This window comes from Methylolobus aquaticus (assembly GCF_054172105.1).
In genome coordinates this window covers 43,356-64,355 of record NZ_JBSYXP010000003.1, presented here as the reverse complement: position 1 = coordinate 64,355, position 21,000 = coordinate 43,356, and the positions used below count along the sequence as shown (strand labels likewise).

18 protein-coding genes are annotated in these 21,000 nt (G+C 64.1%); 8 read left to right on the top strand and 10 right to left on the bottom strand.

Annotation, left to right across the window (positions count from 1 at the left end):
• Positions 1-331: 331 nt before the first annotated feature.
• From ACW73L_RS04710 to ACW73L_RS04690, 5 genes are all read left to right on the top strand, one after another.
• The gene (locus ACW73L_RS04710; protein WP_498920311.1) at positions 332-1,111 is read left to right on the top strand and encodes a hypothetical protein; all 780 of its coding nucleotides are present in this window, start codon (positions 332-334) and stop codon (positions 1,109-1,111) included.
• Positions 1,112-1,919: 808 nt separating this feature from the next.
• Positions 1,920-2,666: an FKBP-type peptidyl-prolyl cis-trans isomerase N-terminal domain-containing protein gene (locus tag ACW73L_RS04705; protein WP_498920309.1), complete on the top strand. Its 747-nt coding sequence runs from the start codon at positions 1,920-1,922 to the stop codon at positions 2,664-2,666.
• A 68-nt stretch (positions 2,667-2,734) separates the two neighbouring features.
• The gene (locus tag ACW73L_RS04700) at positions 2,735-5,680 is read left to right on the top strand and encodes a multicopper oxidase domain-containing protein (protein WP_498920307.1); all 2,946 of its coding nucleotides are present in this window, start codon (positions 2,735-2,737) and stop codon (positions 5,678-5,680) included.
• A gap of 90 nt (positions 5,681-5,770) precedes the next feature.
• Positions 5,771-6,310 carry an FKBP-type peptidyl-prolyl cis-trans isomerase gene (locus ACW73L_RS04695; protein ID WP_498920305.1) on the top strand — a complete coding sequence of 180 codons (540 nt, stop codon included), beginning with the start codon at positions 5,771-5,773 and terminating at the stop codon, positions 6,308-6,310.
• A gap of 179 nt (positions 6,311-6,489) precedes the next feature.
• Positions 6,490-6,738, top strand: coding sequence for a cysteine rich repeat-containing protein (locus ACW73L_RS04690; protein WP_498920303.1), 249 nt, complete (start codon positions 6,490-6,492; stop codon positions 6,736-6,738).
• Between the two features lie 108 nt (positions 6,739-6,846).
• On the opposite strand, the gene ACW73L_RS04685 is transcribed toward ACW73L_RS04690, so the two are convergent.
• Positions 6,847-7,917: a 3-deoxy-7-phosphoheptulonate synthase gene (locus ACW73L_RS04685; RefSeq protein WP_498920302.1), complete on the bottom strand. Its 1,071-nt coding sequence runs from the start codon at positions 7,915-7,917 to the stop codon at positions 6,847-6,849.
• A 276-nt stretch (positions 7,918-8,193) separates the two neighbouring features.
• Entirely contained in the window at positions 8,194-9,153 is a 960-nt protein-coding gene (locus tag ACW73L_RS04680; RefSeq protein WP_498920300.1) for a helix-turn-helix transcriptional regulator, read from the bottom strand.
• Positions 9,154-9,362: 209 nt separating this feature from the next.
• On the opposite strand from ACW73L_RS04680, the gene ACW73L_RS04675 reads away from it, so the two are divergent.
• The gene (locus ACW73L_RS04675) at positions 9,363-10,580 is read left to right on the top strand and encodes an amidohydrolase family protein (RefSeq protein ID WP_498920298.1); all 1,218 of its coding nucleotides are present in this window, start codon (positions 9,363-9,365) and stop codon (positions 10,578-10,580) included.
• 121 nt (positions 10,581-10,701) lie between these two features.
• Here the strand turns inward: ACW73L_RS04675 and ACW73L_RS04670 are convergent, their stop codons facing one another.
• From ACW73L_RS04670 to ACW73L_RS04650, 5 genes are all read right to left on the bottom strand, one after another.
• Positions 10,702-10,944, bottom strand: a complete 243-nt coding sequence (locus ACW73L_RS04670; RefSeq protein ID WP_498920296.1) for a DUF6489 family protein — start codon at positions 10,942-10,944, stop codon at positions 10,702-10,704.
• 184 nt (positions 10,945-11,128) lie between these two features.
• Positions 11,129-11,677 (bottom strand): hypothetical protein, encoded by a 549-nt coding sequence (locus ACW73L_RS04665; RefSeq protein ID WP_129884338.1) that lies wholly within the window; start codon positions 11,675-11,677, stop codon positions 11,129-11,131.
• A gap of 563 nt (positions 11,678-12,240) precedes the next feature.
• Positions 12,241-13,380: a lytic murein transglycosylase B gene (gene mltB, locus ACW73L_RS04660; protein ID WP_498920295.1), complete on the bottom strand. Its 1,140-nt coding sequence runs from the start codon at positions 13,378-13,380 to the stop codon at positions 12,241-12,243.
• Between the two features lie 104 nt (positions 13,381-13,484).
• The gene (locus ACW73L_RS04655) at positions 13,485-14,873 is read right to left on the bottom strand and encodes an L-serine ammonia-lyase (RefSeq protein WP_498920294.1); all 1,389 of its coding nucleotides are present in this window, start codon (positions 14,871-14,873) and stop codon (positions 13,485-13,487) included.
• A gap of 325 nt (positions 14,874-15,198) precedes the next feature.
• Entirely contained in the window at positions 15,199-16,038 is an 840-nt protein-coding gene (locus ACW73L_RS04650; protein WP_498920292.1) for a L,D-transpeptidase family protein, read from the bottom strand.
• 249 nt (positions 16,039-16,287) lie between these two features.
• Between ACW73L_RS04650 and ACW73L_RS04645 the strand changes: the two genes are divergently transcribed.
• Positions 16,288-17,979, top strand: a complete 1,692-nt coding sequence (locus tag ACW73L_RS04645) for a M14 family metallopeptidase (RefSeq protein ID WP_498920290.1) — start codon at positions 16,288-16,290, stop codon at positions 17,977-17,979.
• A 31-nt stretch (positions 17,980-18,010) separates the two neighbouring features.
• Here the strand turns inward: ACW73L_RS04645 and ACW73L_RS04640 are convergent, their stop codons facing one another.
• From ACW73L_RS04640 to ACW73L_RS04630, 3 genes are all read right to left on the bottom strand, one after another.
• Positions 18,011-18,406 (bottom strand): MAPEG family protein, encoded by a 396-nt coding sequence (locus ACW73L_RS04640; protein WP_498920288.1) that lies wholly within the window; start codon positions 18,404-18,406, stop codon positions 18,011-18,013.
• Between the two features lie 36 nt (positions 18,407-18,442).
• Positions 18,443-18,847, bottom strand: a complete 405-nt coding sequence (locus ACW73L_RS04635) for a DUF4332 domain-containing protein (protein ID WP_129884333.1) — start codon at positions 18,845-18,847, stop codon at positions 18,443-18,445.
• Between the two features lie 119 nt (positions 18,848-18,966).
• Positions 18,967-19,665, bottom strand: coding sequence for a hypothetical protein (locus tag ACW73L_RS04630; RefSeq protein ID WP_498920286.1), 699 nt, complete (start codon positions 19,663-19,665; stop codon positions 18,967-18,969).
• Positions 19,666-19,966: 301 nt separating this feature from the next.
• On the opposite strand from ACW73L_RS04630, the gene ACW73L_RS04625 reads away from it, so the two are divergent.
• On the top strand, positions 19,967-20,992 hold the full coding sequence (locus ACW73L_RS04625; RefSeq protein WP_498920285.1) for a lytic transglycosylase domain-containing protein: 1,026 nt from the start codon (positions 19,967-19,969) through the stop codon (positions 20,990-20,992).
• Positions 20,993-21,000 lie beyond the last annotated feature (8 nt).

The following is a 21,000-nucleotide window of genomic DNA, read 5'->3' as shown; positions in this document are numbered from 1 at the left end:
GCGGACCGGTGGCGGTTTCCCGGGCTCTCGAAGCCTAGGTGAAAAGGCGCTGAATGCTACCGGCGCTTGTTCGGAAACTTATCCGGCGACGACAGGCGCGTCAAGCGAAACGCAATCGACACGCGTTGCGGAGAACCATTTGCCGCAGAGCCGCCGATCTCTTCATGCCACCCGAAAACCGAACGGAGTCGGGAGAAGCGGGATCGACGGACCCAGACCATCGGCAATGCGCTCGGCGAACGGCCGTCATGGGTCGACTCGCGTGGCCGGGCTGAGGGAAAATGCGGCTCGGCGTGGCCGCTGGCGGGTCGAGTGAGGGGGACAACAGGAGATGCAAGAGCCGATTGTCGTTGTCGGTATGGGTGAAATGGGCGAACTGTTCGCCCGCGGTTTCCTGAAGCGCGGACATCCCGTATACCCCGCGCTCAGAGGTGCTTCCCTGACGGATATGGCTGCGAGCGTACCGAAGCCGGGCCTTGTCATCGCCACCGTCGGGGAGAATGACCTCGCATCCCTGCTCGAGTCGATCCCCCCGAACTGGCAAGGGCGCCTGGCGCTGTTGCAGAACGAGTTGCTGCCATGCGACTGGGAGCGGCACGGGATTGTGGACCCGACCGTCATCGTGGTCTGGTTCGACAAGAAGAAGGGCCGCCCTTTCGTCGCGGTACTGCCGACTGCTGTCGGCGGTCCGCAAAAGCAGCAGGTACTCGAGGCGCTGCAGGCGTTGGAGATTCCCTGCTATCCGGTCCCGCGCACCGAACTGCTATTTGAGCTGGTCAGGAAGAATCTGTACATCCTGACGATCAACATCGCCGGCTTGCGGCTGCCACCGGGCAGCACCGTCAGCCAACTGTGGGCGCATCATCGTCCGCTGGCCGAGGCGGTCGCTGCGGAAGCCCTCGACATTCAGGAGCGGCTGGCCGGAGCCCCCCTGCCACGTCCCCGACTGCTCCAAGGCATGCTCGAGGGCTTTGACGGCGACCCGGACCATATCTGTACGGGCCGCACGGCGCGCCAGCGGCTGCAGCGGGCACTGGCGGTCGCCCAGCGCTCTGGTATCACGGTGCCCACCATGGCGGCGATCGAACTCGAGTTGTCCGCCTCCGGCTGAACCGCGGGACCCGCCCATCCGCGTGCGCATGGGCCAGGATCGCAAACTGCATCCTCACGGTTTTCCCCTCGACCAGCAGTTTGGCGTTTTCCGACGCGACCACCCGGATTCAAACCCCGCCGCGTCCCAGCAGCAAACGTAACCATTCACCCTAACTTGGCTTGGCGGTGGAAGCGGGCTGTGAGGGAGAGAGCGTCTGCGGGAGGGAACCCGCAGTCGAGCCTCCAGGGACGGATTCACGGCGTGTCTCGGACTCCCGGCCCGCTCCCGCGAAAGGGGGGCGTGAACAGTTACGCAGCGAACTCCCGCCACCCGCACTTCGCCTGCAGTTACGCGGTCCCGTGACGATCCGGTCCGGTTCCGGCACGGACCGTAAGACGCGTCGGCAATCCGATTGCGCATCTCTCTCCCAAGTTTAAACCCTCGACCCGGACGACCCGATAAAACAGGTCTCTCCGGGCTTCTCCACGCTCGGGTTCCTCGTGTTCTGGCCCTGGCGCCATCGCAATCGACGAGCCATACCCGTAGCCCGTGGACGACACCAAGGCCGGCACCGTCGGCTCACTCCCCCAAACGTCAGCGGAAGCCAGCACTCGCCCGGCCGTCCAGCATGTCAGGAGATCTTACAGAACTAGCTCCTTCGGTTTATGACTCACAATAGGCCATTGAAAATACAGGCCAAAAACAGCTGGCACGCCCACTGCTAAAAGCCCTACAAAAGACAGTGAAATAGCCCAGGCCAATCTCCGTCTTTCCCCAATCTTTTCGATTGTTTGCACTGGATCACAGAAATTACCGGAGAACTCAGATGAACAAGACCGTGTTGCCCCTTCTGATGGTGTTGTCCGGGACGCCCCTGGCAGCCGAAACAGGCCAAAGCCCGGCACCCCGCACCGCCGATGACGAACTGCTCAACTACAGCGTCGGCTATCAGATCGGCGAGGACTTCAAACGCCAGAGTATGCCGGGCAAGCCCGAGGCCCTGTCACAAGGCTTGATGGACGCATTGTCCGGTAAACAGCCCACGGCGAACCGCGTGGAAATGACCCGTGTGCTGGCGGACTTCAAAAAGAAGATGGTGGAGTCACAGGTCCTCACCGAGAAACAGGAAGCCAAGGCCCGCCTCCAGGCGGCAGACGAAGTGTTCGCCAAGAACAAGGCTGACCCGAGCGTCGTGAAGCTGCCGAGCGGAGTGCAATACCGGGTACTTCAGGACGGTCAGGGCACCCCGCCCAAGGCCGGCGAGGTCGTCACGATGAAGTATCAGGCGTCGATTCTCGGCGGCTACGTGTTCGACCAGACCGGCGACAAGACCAAGGAATACGAGGTCGACAAGCTGATCAAGGGCTGGAGCGAAGCCATGTTGCTGATGCAGCCGGGTGCCAAGTGGGAAGTCTTCATCCCGGCGAGCCTGGGCTACAAGGGACATACCCCGCTGCGTGATCGCCCCATCAAGCTCGAGGTGGAACTGGTTTCGGCAGGTCCGGCCAAGCCGGGTTCGGCGGAACCGAGCACGGAGGAGCAGGCCCCGCATAGCGGACATCACCCGGGCTAGCGCCGACGCCCCGCACAGCTTTATCGATCGCTCCTTGAGCGCTCATCGCATCATCAGGTGAAAACAATATGAAAACCAAACACGACGAACTGTCCTCTCCCCCCTCCCTGAACGATGGGGCAGAGGCTCGGTGCGCACGCATCGATGCGGCGACCGTCAGCACACTATCGGTGGCGATAGCGATGCTGCTCGGCAGCAGCGGTGCCAGCGCGATTCCCATTCCAGGCGGGTCGCTGAATCCGATCCGCATTCCGAAGTACGTGTCGGACCTGCCCATCCCACCGGAAATGCCGGACAGCACGGTGCAGCCGGAAAACCCCTCGGGGTGTGTGACCGACATGACGCAGTTGCCGGCGATCGACCCGAACAACCCGCCGGCGGACATCCCGGCCGCACCGTACACCTGCGGCACCAATGGTGTCCCAAACGCGCACTACAACATCGCCCAGCGCCAGTTCCAGCAGCAGATCCTGCCGAGCAACTTCCGCCCGACCACGGTGTGGAGTTACGGCCGCGCGGAGGATCCGATCCCGAATGGCCCGGCACCGCAGCCGCTGAGCTCCGGCTCTTCTTACAACTACCCGGCCTTCACGATCGAGAACACCGCTGGCGAAGTCCACAGTGTGCGCTGGATCAATGAACTGGTGAAGATCGATCCGAACACGGGCAAGCCCTACCCGGCCCAGATCGTGACGCCCGGCAGTTGCACCGCGGACCTGACCAATCTGGTCTGGAATTGCACGCAGCCCAGCGTCGTGAAAAATGGTGACCGCAAGTTCCTGCCGCATGTGCTGAAGGGCTCGGTCGACCAGAGCCTGCACTGGGCCAAGCCGAACCAGGATGTCGCCTGCGATCCGGCGCATTTTGCCGGCGCCACGGTCGACTGCACCCCGGCCCTGAACGATCCGCTGATCAAGGAAGCCTACACCGGTCCGATCCCTATGGTCGTGCACGTGCACGGCGCCCATGTCAACGCGATCAGTGACGGCTACTCCGAAGCCTGGTGGCTACCGGATGCGTCCGACATCGATCCGCTGACCTACGCGCTGCGTGGCTCCAAGTACGACCAGTTCGACAAGAGCAACGCGGTGCCGGGCTCCGCGTTCTATCAGTACGAGAACAATCAGCCGGCTTCGATCGTCTGGTATCACGACCACGCGCTGGGCATGACCCACAACAACGTCTATGCCGGACCCGCCGGTTTCTGGATGCTGCGCGGCAACTATACCGATCCGGTCTCCAAGGCGACCATCACCGACATTTCGGCGCAATTGCCCGGCGGTAAGTCGCCGTTCGGTCGGCCCACCCACCCCAGCAAGACCTACACCGTCAACGGCGTGGCCCAGCCGGGTTGCGATCCGAACTTCGACACGGCCTGCCGCGAGCAGATCCGCGACATCCCGCTGGCCATCCAGGACCGGTCGTTCAACACCGACGGCAGCCTGTTCTATCCGACCAGCCGCGCCTTTTTCGACATCGTCGATCCGAACGTAATGATTCCGTTCATCGGAGATCCGGTGTCTGGCGTCACCAACTCCTCGATGTCGGACATCGCACCGATCTGGAACCCGGAGTTCTTCGGCAACTCGATGGTGGTCAACGGCAAGACCTGGCCCATCATGCAAGTGGCGCCGGAGCGCTATCGTTTCCGCATCCTGAACGGCACCGACGCGCGCTTCCTCAACCTGGCCTTATTCGCTTACCCGCCGCAACCGGGCAAGCCGCATTCGGTCACCAATCTGGAACTGTTCAACTTCGCCAGAAACCAGACCGGTGGCGTACAGGAGATCCCGTTCTTCCAGGTCGGATCGGAACAGGGTTATCTGCCGAAGGTAGCGATGATCAGCACCGGCTACGCGCTGTCGCTGAACAAGGGCCAGGCCATTCCGGCAGTGACCGTCTTGCCGGGCAACACCCGCAACCGTCCCAACCCGGTACCCGCCGGCTGGTGCAATCCGCGGGCGGCGGTTCCCAACCCGATGGACCCGGGCTGTGAGCAGGCCCTGCTGCTCGGGCCGGCCGAACGCGCCGACGTCGTGATCGATTTCAGCGCCCTGCCGGACGGCACCTACGTCCGCATGACCAACAAGGCGGCGGACGGTCCGTTCGGCGGCTTCCCGCCGCTGATCCCGACCGATGACGGATCAACCGCCCAAGTCATGGTGTTCCAGGTAAATCATGCGATCCCGCTGGTCGGGGGTGACACGCCGCCGAACCAGTTGACCATGCCGACCGATCCGCAGTTGACGGGCAAGAAGGTGATCAAGACCCGGCAGGTCAGCCTCAACGAGTCCACGTCGGATAACGTGTGCGTGGTGGTCAACGCGCTGACGGCAGCGATCAGCATCGTGCTCGACCCGAACGATCTGGAACTGTACCCGGATGGCATCAAGCCCTTTGGCGACATCCATACCCTGTGCAACATGATGATCGATGCGGACGGCAACCCGCTGTTCGGCGTTCCTTACCTGCCGCGGGCGGCCGAACTGGGCACCATGCTCGCGCCAGCCAAAGTGGGACCAGCTGCGGGCTACTATCGCCCCAGCTCGCAGAAATGGATGGACGCGATCCGCCAGGCGCCTAAGACCGGTTCGGTCGAGACGTGGGAGATCTACAACAACACCGTGGACGCCCACCCGATCCACCTGCATCTGGTGCGTTTCCAGGTGGTGGACCGGGAGCCGGCCCAGCAGATCCTGGATCCGTTCAATGGAACGATCATCGGGGCCCGTCCGCTCTCGCTCGCGGGCAGGAAGCAGAACCGCCCCGCGCTGCCGAATGAGATCGGCTTCAAGGACACCGTGATCAGCTACCCCGGCGAGATCACGCGGGTCAAGGCCTTCTTCGATACGCAGGGACTGTATGTCTGGCATTGCCACATCGTGGAACACGAGGACAACGAGATGATGGTGTCCTACTGCATCGACGCCACGACCGGTCAGGCTTCGAAGAGCGGCCAGTGCACCAGCCCGGGCGGCAGCGCCCCGGCGGTCCCGGTCGTCCCCGGCTCCTGAGAACCCGGCCGCCTCCCGGTACCGGCGCCCAATCGGGTGCCGGTATCCGGCAGGCCCTCGCCCTGACCGAATGAATTTTGGAGAAACATCATGAACTCTTCACGTCCCACGCTCTTCGGGATCCTGCTGGCCCTTGCTGCAGTGCCGATCATCGCCACGGCGCAGGCAGTGGACCCGGCCCTGGCACCCGCCGATCCAGCGGCAGCCCCGATCGAAGTCATCCCCGACGCGGACCGGATGGCCGGTGCACCGACCGACCCTGCCACCGCCGCCGCATCGACAGCGGCGCCGACGGCAGCCAATCCAAATCCGATGCAACGCTTGCCGAGCGGTGTGCGCTACCGCGTACTGAAGCTCGGCAAGGGCCCTTTGCCCGATGCTGACGACATCGCATTGGTAAGCTATGTGGCAAAGATCCAGCATGGCCCGATCTTCGACCAGTCCGGTCCCAATCCGAAGGCCGTCCGGGTCAGCACGCTGATCCCCGGTTGGGCCGAGGTGATGAAACTGGTTCCGGTAGGCACCCGCTGCCAGATCTGGATCCCGGCCAATCAGGCCTTCAAGGGCAATACCCCGCTGCGCGGGAAACCAGTCGCTATCACCATGAAACTGATCAAGCTCAACCCTTAGGGACATCTACGCGGGCCCGCAGGGAGCCAACCGGTTCCCTGCGAAACTCTGCTGTACCGCTAAATTACCGCAACAGACCGCCGGCACACACGCTCGTTGACACCCCCCGCCACGGCGGGCATTCTCGACGCGCCGCGTGTTCAACTGCCCAACCGTCCTGAATTAGAGGAGATCAATCCATGACCATTCGACCATTCGTATTCCTGCTCCTTTCGGCCTTTCCGATGCTGGCCTTCTCCCAGATGGCCGGGATGAACCCGGAAGAGATGAAAGCAATTCGCACCTACTGCAAGGCTGATATCGAACGGCTGTGCCCAGGTGTCCAACCGGGCGGTGGACGGATCAAGGCCTGCCTGATGGAGAAGAAGGAGCAGATGTCGGTCGGCTGCGCGCAGGCCCTGCAGAAACTGCAGCAATCCAAGCCTTGAAACTGCGGGTCACGGCTTACCGCAGGCCCGAGGAGCGCCGCGTGACCAGGTCGGAACTCTAGTTCACGCCTGATCCGACAGCCGTTTCGAACCGGGGTCGACGGACTCTCATCCCCGCCCCGGCAGAATGCCCCGCAGCATTTCGCACGCCTTGGACAAGGCCGTTTCCGTCGTGTCCCAGTCGATGCAGGCATCGGTGACCGAACGGCCATATTGCAGCTGCGATAGATCCTTGGGGATCGGCTGGCTGCCGGCTGCGATATGGCTTTCCAGCATCACGCCGACGATCGAGCGATTCCCGTCGCGGATCTGGTTGACCACGTTCTGCAGCACCAGCGGCTGGTACTCCGGATTCTTGAAGGAATTCGCGTGCGAGCAGTCGATCACCAGGTTCTGCGGCAGGGAGACCTTCGCCAACGCCTGCTCGGCCAGCGCGACGCTGACGCTGTCGTAGTTCGGCCGACCGCCCCCGCCACGCAACACGACGTGACCGTAGCGATTGCCGCGGGTCCGGATGATCGCGGAGCGACCCTCGCCATTGATGCCGAGGAAGCAGTGTGGATGCGAAGCCGACAGGATCGCGTTGATGGCGATGCCCAGATCGCCATCGGTCGCATTCTTGAAACCGACCGGGGTCGACAGGCCCGAGGCCATTTCGCGATGGGTCTGCGATTCCGACGTGCGGGCCCCGATCGCGGTCCATGCAATCAGATCGCCAAGATATTGCGGCGCGATGGGGTCCAGCGCCTCGGTTGCGGCCGGCAGGCCCAGCTCCGCCACATCGAGCAGAAAGCGCCGCGCCTTGCCCATGCCTTCCTCGATCCGGAACGAGTCGTCCATCCGCGGATCGTTGATGTAGCCCTTCCAGCCGGTCGAGGTGCGCGGCTTCTCGAAGTAGACCCGCATGACCAGCACCAGCGTATCCGACAGCTCGTCGGCCAGGCGTTTGAGGCGCTGCGCATAATCGATGCCGGCCACCGGATCGTGAATGGAGCAGGGTCCGACGATCGCGAAGAGGCGTCGGTCCTCGCGGTCGAGAATGCGGCGCAGGGTTGCCCGCGCCGCCGTCACGGTCTGAGCCGCGGTTTCGGTGAGCGGCTCCCGCGACTTGATCGTGTCGGGGGAGGGCATCAGCTCGAACGAGTCGATGTTCAGGTTCTCGGTCGGCCGCAGTGGCATGGTCGTGTCTCCCTTGAATCGCCCGCGAACGCACGCCCACCAGTTTATACCGCGCGTGGGGCAGCGCGTCGAGTTGCCGGGAGACCAGGCATCGCCGGTTCGCGATCGATCACCCGCCCCGCTCGGCAATGGCAGAAAGCCTACGGTCAGGGCGGCGAACAGCTGGGGTGGGGACGGTGGCAGCCGGCACACCCGGTGCCTCGCTTGAGTCATAGAGGTAACGGAGGCAGAGGCCGGACTTCACCCCGCTGCAAGACCCGCAGTGCGCGGGGCGCTCTAACTCTTGCTGCGCACATTCTTCGGCGAAACGCCAAAGTATTTCTGGAAGGCCACCGAGAAATTGGTCGCGTGACGGTAGCCGACCGCATAAGCGGCGATGGAGACGTGACAACGAGTGGCTTCCAGCATCCGATAGGCGTGATGCATGCGCGTCTCCAGCAGCAAGGCATAGGGCGTCGTTTGGAACAGCTGATGGAATAGCTGTTTCAGCTTGAACTGGTTGATGCCGACCCGTCGAGCCAGTTGCTCCACGGAGGGTGGCTCCCGAAACTCCTCGAGCAGGATATCGCGTGCCTGATGCGCGGCGGCCACATCCCGCGGCGACAGCCGCCGTTTGGCGGGCGAATCGGGTTGCAAACACTCCAGTTCCGCCGCCAGGATCGCCAGCGCCTGACCGCGTACGAACAGGCTCCGGAGTTGCATCGGGGCACCGTCGCTCAACAGCTGTCCGGCAGCAACCCGGGCCGCGCTCGACATGGGCCGGTGGCTGACGACCCGTACGATGCCACGATCGAACAGATGCGGGGAGTAATCCGTGCCGAAATGGCGGTCCAGCCATCCCCGGGTCAATGACAAGCGCAGCTGCGCGACGGGCATTGCGGCCTGGTATTCACGCGCCCCGCGGCTCGATGCGAACGTGGTGACGGTCGAATAACCCTCCCGGAAGATGACCTCCGGACCGGAGTTTGCGGTAAAGCGCGACGCGCCCTGGACGCCCAGTGTAACGACCAGACGCGGCTCCGGGTGATCCACCTGACTGAAGATCGCCAGATCACGCGACGGCTGGTAGCGGGTCTCGATATAGCTGAGATCTTCGTCGAGGACACGGATCAGGGTGGAACCCTTCCCCAGGGTTTCCGGCAACGGCTGCCGGAGCCCCTCAGCGACCCGCTGAATCGCCATGTCGTCGACACTGACACGCGCTCGCGATGAGCTGCGGCCGCTTCCGTTAGGCATTGCGGAATCCCTCGTCAAACTACCTGTGCCATACGAAACGCTCCTTCTACCATAGTTTTGCCCATGGAAGACAAGCGCTTGCGTTGGCAGTATGGCCCGACTCACCGCCCGGGACGGCTCATGGACGGGCGAGAGAGCCAATCGAGCGGGATTGCGCCCAGGGCCAGTCCGACGCAAACCCGCACAGCCACTCACAACAGGAAGAAATGATGACGACACCCAAACGACGCTTCTTCGGCGGCATTGCCGCGGCATTCGCCGCCAGTCTCGCCGGCCAGACCGCCAACGCAAAGGCGGACAACTGGCATCCCGGCGGCCCCCTGCTGATCAAGGCCGATGTGTTGTTCGACGGCACCCAGTTTCTCTCCGGGCAGGCCGTCCTGATCCGGCAGGGGAAGATCGTCAAGGTGGCGCCGGCCGGCGAGATCAAGGCCGACGGCGCCAAGGTCGTGACCGTCAAGGGCGGCACGATTCTGCCCGGTTTCATCGACATGCACACCCACCACCTCGTCCAGCAGGTGCCGCCGCGGCGCATTCTGGAGCATGGTGTTACCACGGCGCGCGACCTCGGCGGGCCACTGACTCCGGCCACCATCGACAAACCGTACCAGTTGCGGCAGCCCTTGTCGGGACAGATCATCTCGGCGCCGGGCGGCTATCCGAATGTGGTATTTCCAGGTTCAGGGGTAGAGATCGCTGGCGAAACCAATGTGCGGGCCAAAGTGGACGAACTGGCAGCCGGCGGCGCCAGCATCATCGCGCTGTCGCTCGAAACGGGCGAATCGGTAGGCGCCGCATGGCAATGGCACATGCCGGCATCGCCCCCGCCTTGGCCGACGCTGACGAAGGGCGAGCTCGAGGCCATCGTCGACCAGGCCCACAACGTCCATCACCTGCGCGTCGTGGCCTACTTCGGCTCGGAGGCGTCGGCGCAGCGAGCGCTTGCCGCCGGCGTGGACGAATGGGCGCACATGCCCTGTGACCCCATCTCGCCGGGCGTGATCGCCAGCGCGGGAGCCAAGGGTGTTGCGATCGACACGACCATCGACACCGCCGTGCAATGCACGGGTGTGCATGAGAATGCCGCCGCGCTCTTTGCGTCGGGCGCGAAGATCTTCTACGCGACCGACATGGGGCATCCCGACATCCCCCATGGCATCGACGCGCAGGAGATTCACATGGGCATCCACGCCGGCATGCACAATGGCCTCCCGTTCCCGGATGCCGTTGCCAGGGCCCTCGCCTCGGCGACCAGCCTGGCCGGTGACTACCTCGGCCTCGCTCCGCTCGGACGGATCGTACCGGGCGCACCCGCCGATCTGATCGTGATCGGCAGCGACCCGCGCGCCAATTTCAAGGAACTCGAATTTCCGCGCGTTGTGATCAAGGATGGCCGGATCGTTATCCAGCGTAAGGCAGGTCAGTAGGGCCAGTGAATGCGGGCTGCCGCGCATCGCGCCGGCCAGCCCGCCACCGTGACGGGCGACGCAGGTAAGCTCGCCCGGACCAAAATGCCCTCAATTCGAAGCTCGCATTGCGACACTCGTGTCACTCAGGCTTGGCCGCCCCCTTCTGGAAGGATTGCCACAGCCCATACAGGCCTTCCATCGACTGCAGGTGCGGCGGCAACCAGGGCCTCATCAGGACCATCGGATCGAACCCCTCGGCGCCCGAAGCCATCTGACGGCGCAGGGTTTCGAGCATTTCCTGCTGCAGCGGCTCCACATCCGGCAAGCCGAAGAAAGTCCGCAGTTCCTGGGGCGTCACGTCGATGTCGAGCTTGATGTGCATGGGTCACCTGCGGGATGGAGCCGTTTAAAGTGGAAGAGTCGCGCCGCGACGCGCGACGCCTCTCGCGCCCGAACCATTGTGCACCGTCCGACCGGAGGTGCCGTGCTTACCCGAGGACAGCGTACGGCGCCGTCCCCCGACCCGATGCTCGGAATCAGGGTGCGGCGCCTCCCCGGTACGGGTCTCAGGCTTTCGCGTCCTCGTTCCAGATCTCGCAGCTGCGGTCTTCCGGGTGCAACTGCGCGGCGTTTTCCGGCTTGATGTGCCAGTACGACTGGTCGATGGCCGAACCGGTGTATTCCGACTTCCGCTCGTGGAAGAACGGGCACCAGAAATTCTCTACCGTCTTGACGAGGTAAGCTGACCACTCATATAGGCCTACGCTAAGGGGGCAGTAGAAGTTGCAGTTGAACATCCAGAACAGCTTGGAGTTCACCCAGGGAGCGGTCGCGTCCATCTTGAAGGTGATCTGGTCGGACAACTTGTTGTAGCGGTGCGTCGACCACCCCGGAACGAAGTCCCAGTAAGACTTGATGTTCTCGGCTCCCAAGACGCGCAAATGCGCCCAAAGCACCCCCGCCCCGATGAGCACGAAGGGCAGCGAGACGAATAGCGGCAGGTAGATCAGGATGGCCCCGCCATAGCGTCTCCACGGGGACAGCGTGTAGAACCGCTTGCCGATCGCTATGCGCTCGCACTGGCATTGCTCACAGGCCTTCGGAAGTGCACTCATTACGAAACCTCTTTCTTCTTGTTAAATTGGGTGGAAGGGATGGACAGGAGTGGAGTGGTCTGCGACCCGGCGCGACTCAGACCCGCCAGACGTCCACAAGTCGACGGTGCGGTCCGGCAGCGCGCGTCGACCCAGCGATCGCGCCCTGCATTGCCCCCTGTCGGGCAACATGGCTGGGGCTCACCGTTGGTGGCCCGGCGACGCTCACGGCTCCGGAACGATGAAACCAATGGACGCGCAGGACGGCGCGCTTCGCATCCGGCTGGCTTGAAGCCAGCTTCTGAATTTCCGCCCCTTCACCACCCGCACCGCACCGCAAGAGCCCGCGGAAACAACTCCCCATCTATCCACGCTCCTCGATGCCATGGGCTTGCTCCCGCAACCGTCGACAGGCACAGCGCTTGTGCAGCATCCGTTGCGACACAAGCTGCTGTTCCGCCGAATGGTATCAAGTTCGCCGCTCGGTGGGAAATACGCCGCGGGTCTGCCTCGGCTGTCCCCGTCCCGGCGCGACAGCGGGATCCCGGGCGGGCAGCGAGCCACTCCGGGGCACCGAATCGCGCTCAGCGCGAGGCCGAGAAGGTGCTGCGATACCGGCTCTTGACGGCCTGCGCCAGATCATGGACGGCCATGGCGTAATGCGTGCTGTGGTTGTAGCGGGTGATGACGTAGAAGTTCTGGTAGCCGAGCCAGTATTCGTCGCCGTCGTTGGTACTCAGGCGTAGCAGTGCGACCGGCTCGGCGGCCACGCGCAGCACGCCAGAAGGGTGTATCCCATGTCTGGCCAGCGCGGAGAGGGTATAGCGGGTGTCGAAACCCGATTCCAGTTCGGCGGCCGACGCCCCGTCGGCCAATGCCGGCGTGACGACGGCACCACCGCTCTGCCAACCGTGGCGCGCAAAGTAATTCGCGACGCTGCCGATCGCATCGACCGGCGCCCACAGATCCTTGCGCCCGTCGTCGTCGAAGTCGACGGCCCATTCGAGAAAACTCGAGGGCATGAACTGACCGAGCCCCATCGCACCCGCGAACGATCCGCGGGGCGAAGCCGGATCCATGCGTTCGGCTCGCGTCATCAGCAGAAAGCTCTTCAATTCGTCCGTGAAGTACTCGGCGCGACGCGGGTAGTCGAAAGCCAGGGTCGCCAGCGCGTCCAGCACGCGGTCCTTACCGACGTTCGAACCGTAGATCGTTTCGACGCCCATGATGCCGAGCACGTACTCAGGCGGCACGCCGAAGCGGGCCTGGGCGCGTTCCAGCGCCCCCGCGTAGCGATGCCAGAACGCCGCACCCTTGGCGATGTGGTTTTCGGTCAGGAACTTCGCGCGGTAGCGCGACCAGCCGCCGGGCTTCGGTTTGACGCTAGGCGCCTCCCGGTTCATGTAGGCAATGGTCCACTCCTTGCGGCGCGCCTCGGACAGCAGCCCCTTCAGGTAGTCGGGGCGGAATCCATGCTCCGCGACCATGCGTTCGATGAAGCGATCGACCGCCGGCTGGCCGCCGAAGTCACCGGTCACGAACGGGGCGGAATAAGCGCCCACGGGCTCGGGCTGCGCCGGCACACGGGGTTTTTCCGGCTTGGGGACCACGGTCGCGATCGGTTTCGCCGGTGCCGGCGGCGGAGCCCGGTGGGCTTCGCACCCGGCCAAGGCCACCACGACGCTCAGTGTCGCCGCAACCAGCCCTTTCGCCTTCGTCTCCATCGCCAACTCCATCATCGTGCTCCCGCAATACACCGAGATCGGAACGCCCGGCGGATAAGATCGTGACCGCCTATGATACGCGGCGCGGTGTGACGCTCAAAGGCTCAGCACTCGATCACGTTGACGGCGAGACCACCGCGTGCCGTTTCCTTGTACTTGCTCTTCATGTCGGCGCCGGTCTCACGCATGGTCTTGATGACCTTGTCCAGCGACACATGGTGCTTGCCGTCACCGCGCAAAGCGATACGGGCGGCATTGATCGCCTTGACCGAGGCCATCGCGTTGCGCTCGATACACGGAATTTGCACCAGCCCCCCAACCGGATCGCAAGTCAGGCCGAGGTTATGCTCCATGCCGATCTCGGCGGCATTCTCGACCTGCTCCGGCGTTCCACCCAGCACGCCGGCCAGCGCACCGGCTGCCATCGAGCAGGCCACGCCGACTTCCCCCTGGCAACCGACATCGGCACCGGATATCGACGCATTTTCCTTGTACAACAGCCCGATCGCGCCGGCAGTCAGCAAGAAGCGCACGACGCCGTCTTCCAATGTCTCGCGGTCCGTCGCAACGAAACGGGCCCAATAGTGCAACACGGCGGGGATGATGCCGGCCGCGCCATTGGTCGGCGCGGTGACGACCCGACCGCCCGCCGCATTCTCCTCGTTGACCGCAAGTGCGTAGAGATTGACCCAGTCCATGATGCTGAGCGGGTCGCGCAGGGCCGATTCGGGATTGCCGGAAAGCTTCTGGAACAATTCGGGCGCCCGGCGTTTGACCTTCAGTCCTCCCGGCAGGGTCCCCGCATGGTGGCAACCCCGCCTCACCGTGTCCTCCATGACGTGCCAGATCTTCAGCAACCCGCGGCGAACCTGGGCTTCGCTCCGCCAGGCCAGCTCGTTCGCCATCATCAGGTCGCCGATGGAAGACCCATGCCGCTGGCACAGCGCGAGCAGTTCCGTACCGGACCGGAACGGAAAACGCAGGCGGGTCGTATCTTCCTTGATGCGGTCTGCACCGGCCGCGTCTTCGTCGACTACGAACCCGCCGCCAACCGAGTAATAGGTACGCGCGTGGAGCAACGCGCCGTCGTCGCCGAACGCCTGAAACGTGAGTCCGTTGGGGTGATAGGGCAGGGTCTGCCGGCGGTTGAAGACGAGATCAGTCTTTTCCTCGAAGGCGAGGGGGTGCCGGCCGAGCAAGGTAACCGTCCTGGCGGTCCGGATCGCAGCCAGGCGCTCCGGCACCGTGGCGGTGTCCACGCGCTCCGGTTCCTCGCCCTCCAGCCCGAGCAGGACCGCCTTGTCGCTACCATGGCCTTTCCCGGTCGCTCCGAGCGAGCCGAACAACTCGGCCCGCACCCGCACGACGCGTGGGTGCAGTCCCTGCCGTTCCAGTCGCAGTGCGAACAGGCGCGCGGCCCGCATCGGGCCCACCGTATGCGAGCTTGAGGGACCGATACCAATCTTGAACAGGTCGAAGACGCTGATCGACATGAGCGCGTTACCCCAGCACGAAGCCACTGCAAAAAACCCCGGAGCGGGCAAGACCCGTCCGGGGCTGACTGCATGCAGTGAGGATAACGGCCGGCTCCGGATCAGAACAGAGCCGAATACCGAACAATCCGTTTTGGCGATCAGGGTGGAGCGCCGGTAGACACTCGGGGCCGGTGGCACAGCACGGCGCCGCGGGGAAGCCCTGACTTATGCTGGGCTTCCCGCGATCAAATGTGGCAAATGTTCTAGCCGTTAAGGTGCGCCGAAACTGCGTTTCGGCTCAACCGCTACGACGAAGCCGGGGCGGCGTTCGGTCAGCGGTACCTTAGAAGCGCCGAGCCGTCGTGGTGACTGCTTCCGCACTGGCCTGCTTCCGCGGCTGCAATTGTCCGACCTCGTAGGCGATGGTCTGATACAGTTCGGGCACCCATTCCGGCAGGTCGCCGCTGGCAGGCATCAAGGCTTTCTGCCGCGGATCGTGCGGCGCGATTACGACCTTGACATTTTCCTTGCCCACATGCGCAACGAGCACGAACAGTTCCTCGATGGTCATGTCACCCATCGCGAGACAACCCGCGGACACCGCCTTGCCGTGGATGAAGATCTCGCCACCGAGGCGGCTGCGCCCTTCCATCTGGGCCTGATAGCGATCGAAGCTGTTCGGGTAGTCCAGTTTCATCGACAGGTGGTAATTGCTGTTCGGGTTCAGCAACACCAGCCGGTAGACGCCTTCCGGCACCTGCCGGTCGCCCTCACGCAGTTTCGGACCGCGGGTTCCGCTGGCCGCCTGGATGTCGTAGGAGCGGATCAGCTTGTTCGTGCCGCGGCGGTCAGGGGCCCAGATTTCCATCCGTCGTTCAGCCTTCAAGGCCAGCAGCGTAACCTCGCGCGGCGGATAGTCGACGCCTGCCTTCTTGAAATACGGCACCAGACGTTCGACGGACTCCGGGCCGTAGATATGCAATACATCGGAGACCGAGCGCGATCCGGAGAAGTTCAGGGGGATCTCGGGCACGGGAATTCGCGATAAATAGCGGGGTTCGAAGTGCTTCTTTGGCACGGGCGCCGCCGCGACCGGCTGGGGCTGAACGGTGCGCGTGCTACAACCCGAAAGCCAGACCGCCAGGGCCGCCGCGAGGAGGGGAAACAAGGTCGTCGTCTTCATCTCTCTTCGTCCACGTCTAAGTGCTTGCCGGGGGCCTTGCGCCGTTCGGTGTCGCGTCTACGTCACAATGTTGCTTGGATCGCAATGGTGCTCGGTATAACGCCAACAACACGGCATTGTCAAGTGGTTCGCCATAACTGCCCGGAAAGGCCTGCGCAAAATACCACAGTCCACCGCCTGACGACCGACCGCCGGTCCATGCTAGAGTGCCAGTCGCCGGCATTTCAACCCTCTCGCCCACATAACCCCATGACAGCGCTCCCCTTCGACACCTACTACCGCCACGACGAACTGACCCGCGCGCTGGAACGGCTCGCCTCCGATCATCCCGGCCTGTTGCGCCTGCACAGCATCGGGCGCAGCCATGAAGGCAGGGACATCTGGCTGGCAGCGGTCACGCGCTTCGACACTGGGGAGGACCGCGACAAACCGGCACTCTACATCGACGGCAACATCCACGCGACCGAAGTCACCGCGTCGATGGCCTGCCTCTATTTCATCCAGCACCTGGTCACGCGTTACGGCACGGATGCCGATGTGACCCGCTGTCTCGACTCGCGCGCATTTTACATCTGTCCGCGGCTCAATCCGGATGGCGCCGAACTCGCACTGGCGGATGTGCCACGCTTCATCCGTTCGAGCACGCGGCCCTACCCCTATGAGGAAGAACCGGTGGGCGGCTTGCGGCGGGAGGACATCGATGGCGACGGTCGCATCCTGACGATGCGTATCCCCGACCCCACCGGCCCCTGGAAGAGCAGCGAACACGATCCGCGTCTGCTCGTGCGCCGCGAACCGACCGAAACCGGCGGCCGCTACTACCGCCTGTTGCCGGAGGGCTCGATCGAGGACTATGACGGCGTGCGCTTGAAGCTCCAGCCCTTGCACACGCAGCTGGACCTGAATCGCAACTACCCCGCCAACTGGCGTCCAGAGCAGGAACAGCACGGCGCCGGCCCGTTCCCGGCATCCGAACCCGAGGTCCATGCCGCGGTCCGCTTCGTCAGCGACCACCCGAACATCACCGGTGCCGTCACATTCCACACCTTCAGCGGCGTGCTGCTGCGACCGTACTCACACCGGGCTGACGACACGCTGCATGCGGAGGATCTATGGACCTACCAGAAAATCGGCGCCAAAGGCACCGAGTTGACCGGCTATCCGGCGATTTCGGTGTTTCATGACTTCCGCTATCACCCGAAATCCGTGATCACGGGCACCTTCGACGACTGGGTGTTCGAGCACCTCGGCTGCTATGCCTGGACCGTCGAGATCTGGAGTCCCCAGCGCGAAGCCGGCATCACCGACTACCGGTTCATCGAGTGGTACCGGGAGCATCCGATCGAAGACGATCTGAAACTGCTGAAGTGGAACGATGAGGTGCTGGGCGGCCAGGCCTTCGTCGATTGGTATCCCTACGAGCATCCGCAACTGGGACCGATCGAACTGGGGGGCTGGGATACGCTGTACTCATGGAGCAATCCGCCTCCGGCTCTGCTGGAACGGGAAATCGCCAAGTTCCCGGACTGGCTGGTCTGGCATCTGCTGATTTCGCCCCGGCTCGAACTGCGGGCCGCGACGGCCGAACCCCTGGGCGACGGCACCTGGCGCGTCCGGCTGGTCGTCGACAATACCGGCTGGCTGCCGAGCTACGTCACCAAGCTGGCACTGGAGAAACGGCTGACGCCGGGGGTGATTTGCGAGATCGAGCTCCCTGCAGGGGCGCAGTTGCTGGTCGGAGAGCCTCGCTCCTCGCACGGCGAGCTCGAAGGGCTGGCCTACACGCCCGTCACCTCATCGAGCTGGGCAGGGTGGAGTGGTGACGAAACCAACCAGCGCCTCAAGGCGGAGTGGGTCGTGCGCGCCAAAGCCGGCGATACCCTCACGTTGACGGCACGCCATGCGCGCGCCGGCCGGGTACGGACTGTCGTGACGCTTTGACGCCAGCCGCAGGCGACGGGCCCCGAACCGTTCACCTGGGATAAACGGCCGCCCCGAGCAATAGCAAGGCCGCTCCGGACAGCACGAAGAAGGTCGCGACCATGCCGCCGACGCGAAAGCGGAAATCCTCGGGATACTGGCTCATGCCGAACGCATGGGCGACCCGTCCGGCGAGCAGGATCAGGCAGAGCCCGTTGACCAGATAGCCTGGAAAGCCACGGGTCTCGACCCACGCCAGCAGGAGCAGCGCCAACGGGACGTATTCGGCGAAGTTGCCCTGGACGCGGGCTAACCTGAGTAGCTCGGCCGACTCGCCGTGACCGACCGCAATCCGGTCGCGGCGCCGGCATCGTATGACCCGGAGGCTCAGCGCCACGAAAACCAGCGCGAGAATCGCCGCGTAGACGGGAACGATGACCGGGTTCAAGGGTGTGCCGTCGTCAACGTGACGATCCCGAGCCGGCTAATGAGTGACGACTTTCGGCAACTGCTTGGCCTGTTCGACCCAATCCGCGACGAACGACGCGGCCGGTACACGACCGGTCAGCCCTTTCTGTTCCTGGACCTCGGTCAGCTTGGCATGCAGATTGGCCGGCACGCGCTGGGCCAGTTCCGCCACGGTATCCACGCCGGCCGCTTCGAGCAGCTCGGCGTATTGGGGGCCGATGCCGTTGACCCGGAAAAGGTCGGCATGGTTGACCCAGCGCAGCACGAGACTGGCGCTGATGCCGGTGGACTCACAAATCTTCTGTCGTCCGGCCGCCGTGGCGCCCTGCTCCAAGAGGCCGGCGCAGTCGCCAATACCCGCCTGAGCCAGCTTTTCCGCATACGCGGGGCCGATGCCCTCGATTTCCTCGATTTTCGCCATTTCATCACTCCTTACGGTTGAATCGTCTGACGGGTTACCAGCCGCGCGCCCCGCGGCGCACGGATCCCGGGCCGCTGCAGCATCCCCGGCCCATCGCTCCTCGCTCGGGACCCACAGGGCTATTTCGGGTTGACCTTCCCGAATTCCGCCAGGAACGCGGCAATCCGCTCATGAACGCCCTTGTACAGCGCTTCTTCCAACGAGGACAGCCCGCCAGTGCCGGCGACGATCAGCTTGCTTTCCCACAGCACGGCATTGACATGCTGGGGCACCTCGAGCGGACTCCGTCCGTCGCCGGCCTCCTGTAACGGATGGAGCTCGGACGACCAGTTCACCGCATGCGCGTAATGCGCCAGCGCCTCGACATCGGCCGACAGCGCCGCAGCCGGGCTCTCCGGCCCCGTCGCCACGATGTCGACGACCAGCAACAATCGGCCGGTCATATGGGGCAGGAAATGCAGGTCGAACGCATTCTTGGCAATCTGGAACTTGATGCTCGATGCCGCCATCATCGACCCGACTTCCGCGTTGATGCGATTGCAGACGGTCTTGATGGCATCGCTCTTGGCCTCCTCGACGGGGCAGTAGAACACGATGCCCGGCCACCCGTGCAAGCGCTGCAGATCCGTCTGCTTCATATGGTCGAGGATCCGCTGCTTCACATGAGCGGGAATCGGCGCGGTGTCCGGAACCACATCCGGCATCGCCTTCGCCGGCGCGACCGCGGTCGTCTGCGCAACCACCGCCGGGCTGCCCACGACCATCGTCACTAACCCCGCCCGGCAGAGCCATTGCAGCCATCGCAAATTCACGTTCATCATGCAAGTCTCCTGAAAAAAAGACGGTCCGGGCGGATGATGCCGGATCGACGCCGGGCAATGCCCCTGTGTTTGACGTGCCATATCGTATTACGAGGCGGGGGACTAAGGAAGCCGAACCGCCGCGCCGGTCACAGTCGAGCAACGGCCGGGCCGCGTGTTGCACCTGAGCGTTCGGCAGCCGAAGCAGGCACGGCGCGCGGCCCTCTGCTACCATCCTGCGGTCCAGTCAACGCTCTCTGGGAGCCCTTTATTGTCCGCTACCGAACCCGGCCGAAGCCCGCGTCGCCAGAGCAAGCCCATGGCGACGCGGAAGCGGAGCGCGGCACGGCGACCCGCGCCGCGGAGCCTGCCGGCCCGCCTGACCTGGCAGCAAGCGCTGATCCTGAGTGTCGAGACCGCCGCACTGATCGCGGCGGCCCTGGTGGCGATCATCGCAGCGCTCGGCCACGCGGCCGAGCGCTTCGCCGGAACCGGGCTGATGTCCAGCCTGCTGCCCTTCGCCGCGATCGTGTTGGGACTGGCCCTGACGACGACAGTGGCACTCAAGGTCTGGCGCCTGTGCCGGTCGTGGCTGCTGCGGCTGAAGCCGTTCCTTCCGGCGCTTGCGGCTTGCCTGCTGGCCGCCTGGGCTGGCTGGTTTGCGTCACGGGACGCCTACCATCGCCAGCTCACCAATTTCCGGACGCTGGTGGGCGGCACCGCGGAAGCCGAGCGCACGACCCTGGCCCATCAGGTGTTCGCTGCCTACCGGCGCGCCGACCTGTACCAGTACCAGCTGATGTGGGAGAGGGCGGGCGCCTATCTCCCGTTCATTCAGGAGGCCGCCAAGATCTACGGCGTCGATGAAGACGTCCTGGTCGGCGTCGGCGCGGCCGAATCGTCCTTCCGACCACGCGACAGCAAGGATGGCGGGCGCGGGCTGTTTCAGATCACCGCGCCACCAAAAACAGCCATGGCCGAGGCCCGTAAGCATCTCGACGCCACGACGGTCGACCTGCGGGACCATCGGCACAATACCTTCGTGGCTGCCGCAACGCTGAGCCACTATCTCGCGGAAATGAAGGGAGATTTGTTCCTGGGCCTGCTGGCCTACAACATCGGTCCGCGCAACGGCGGTCTGCTGTCGATCATGAGCCAGTACCACGCCCGAGATTTCGTGACGATACAGCCCTACCTGCAACATCTGCCCCGGGACTATCCGGTGCGCGTGCTGACGGCCGCGCTGGCCTATCGGTTGTGGCGCACCGAAGGCAGGCTGCCGAAGTACGAAGAAGGCAACAACGCCGTCCACATCCAGAAGGTCGGCGTCCCGGGCCTGGGCTAGCCGGCTGC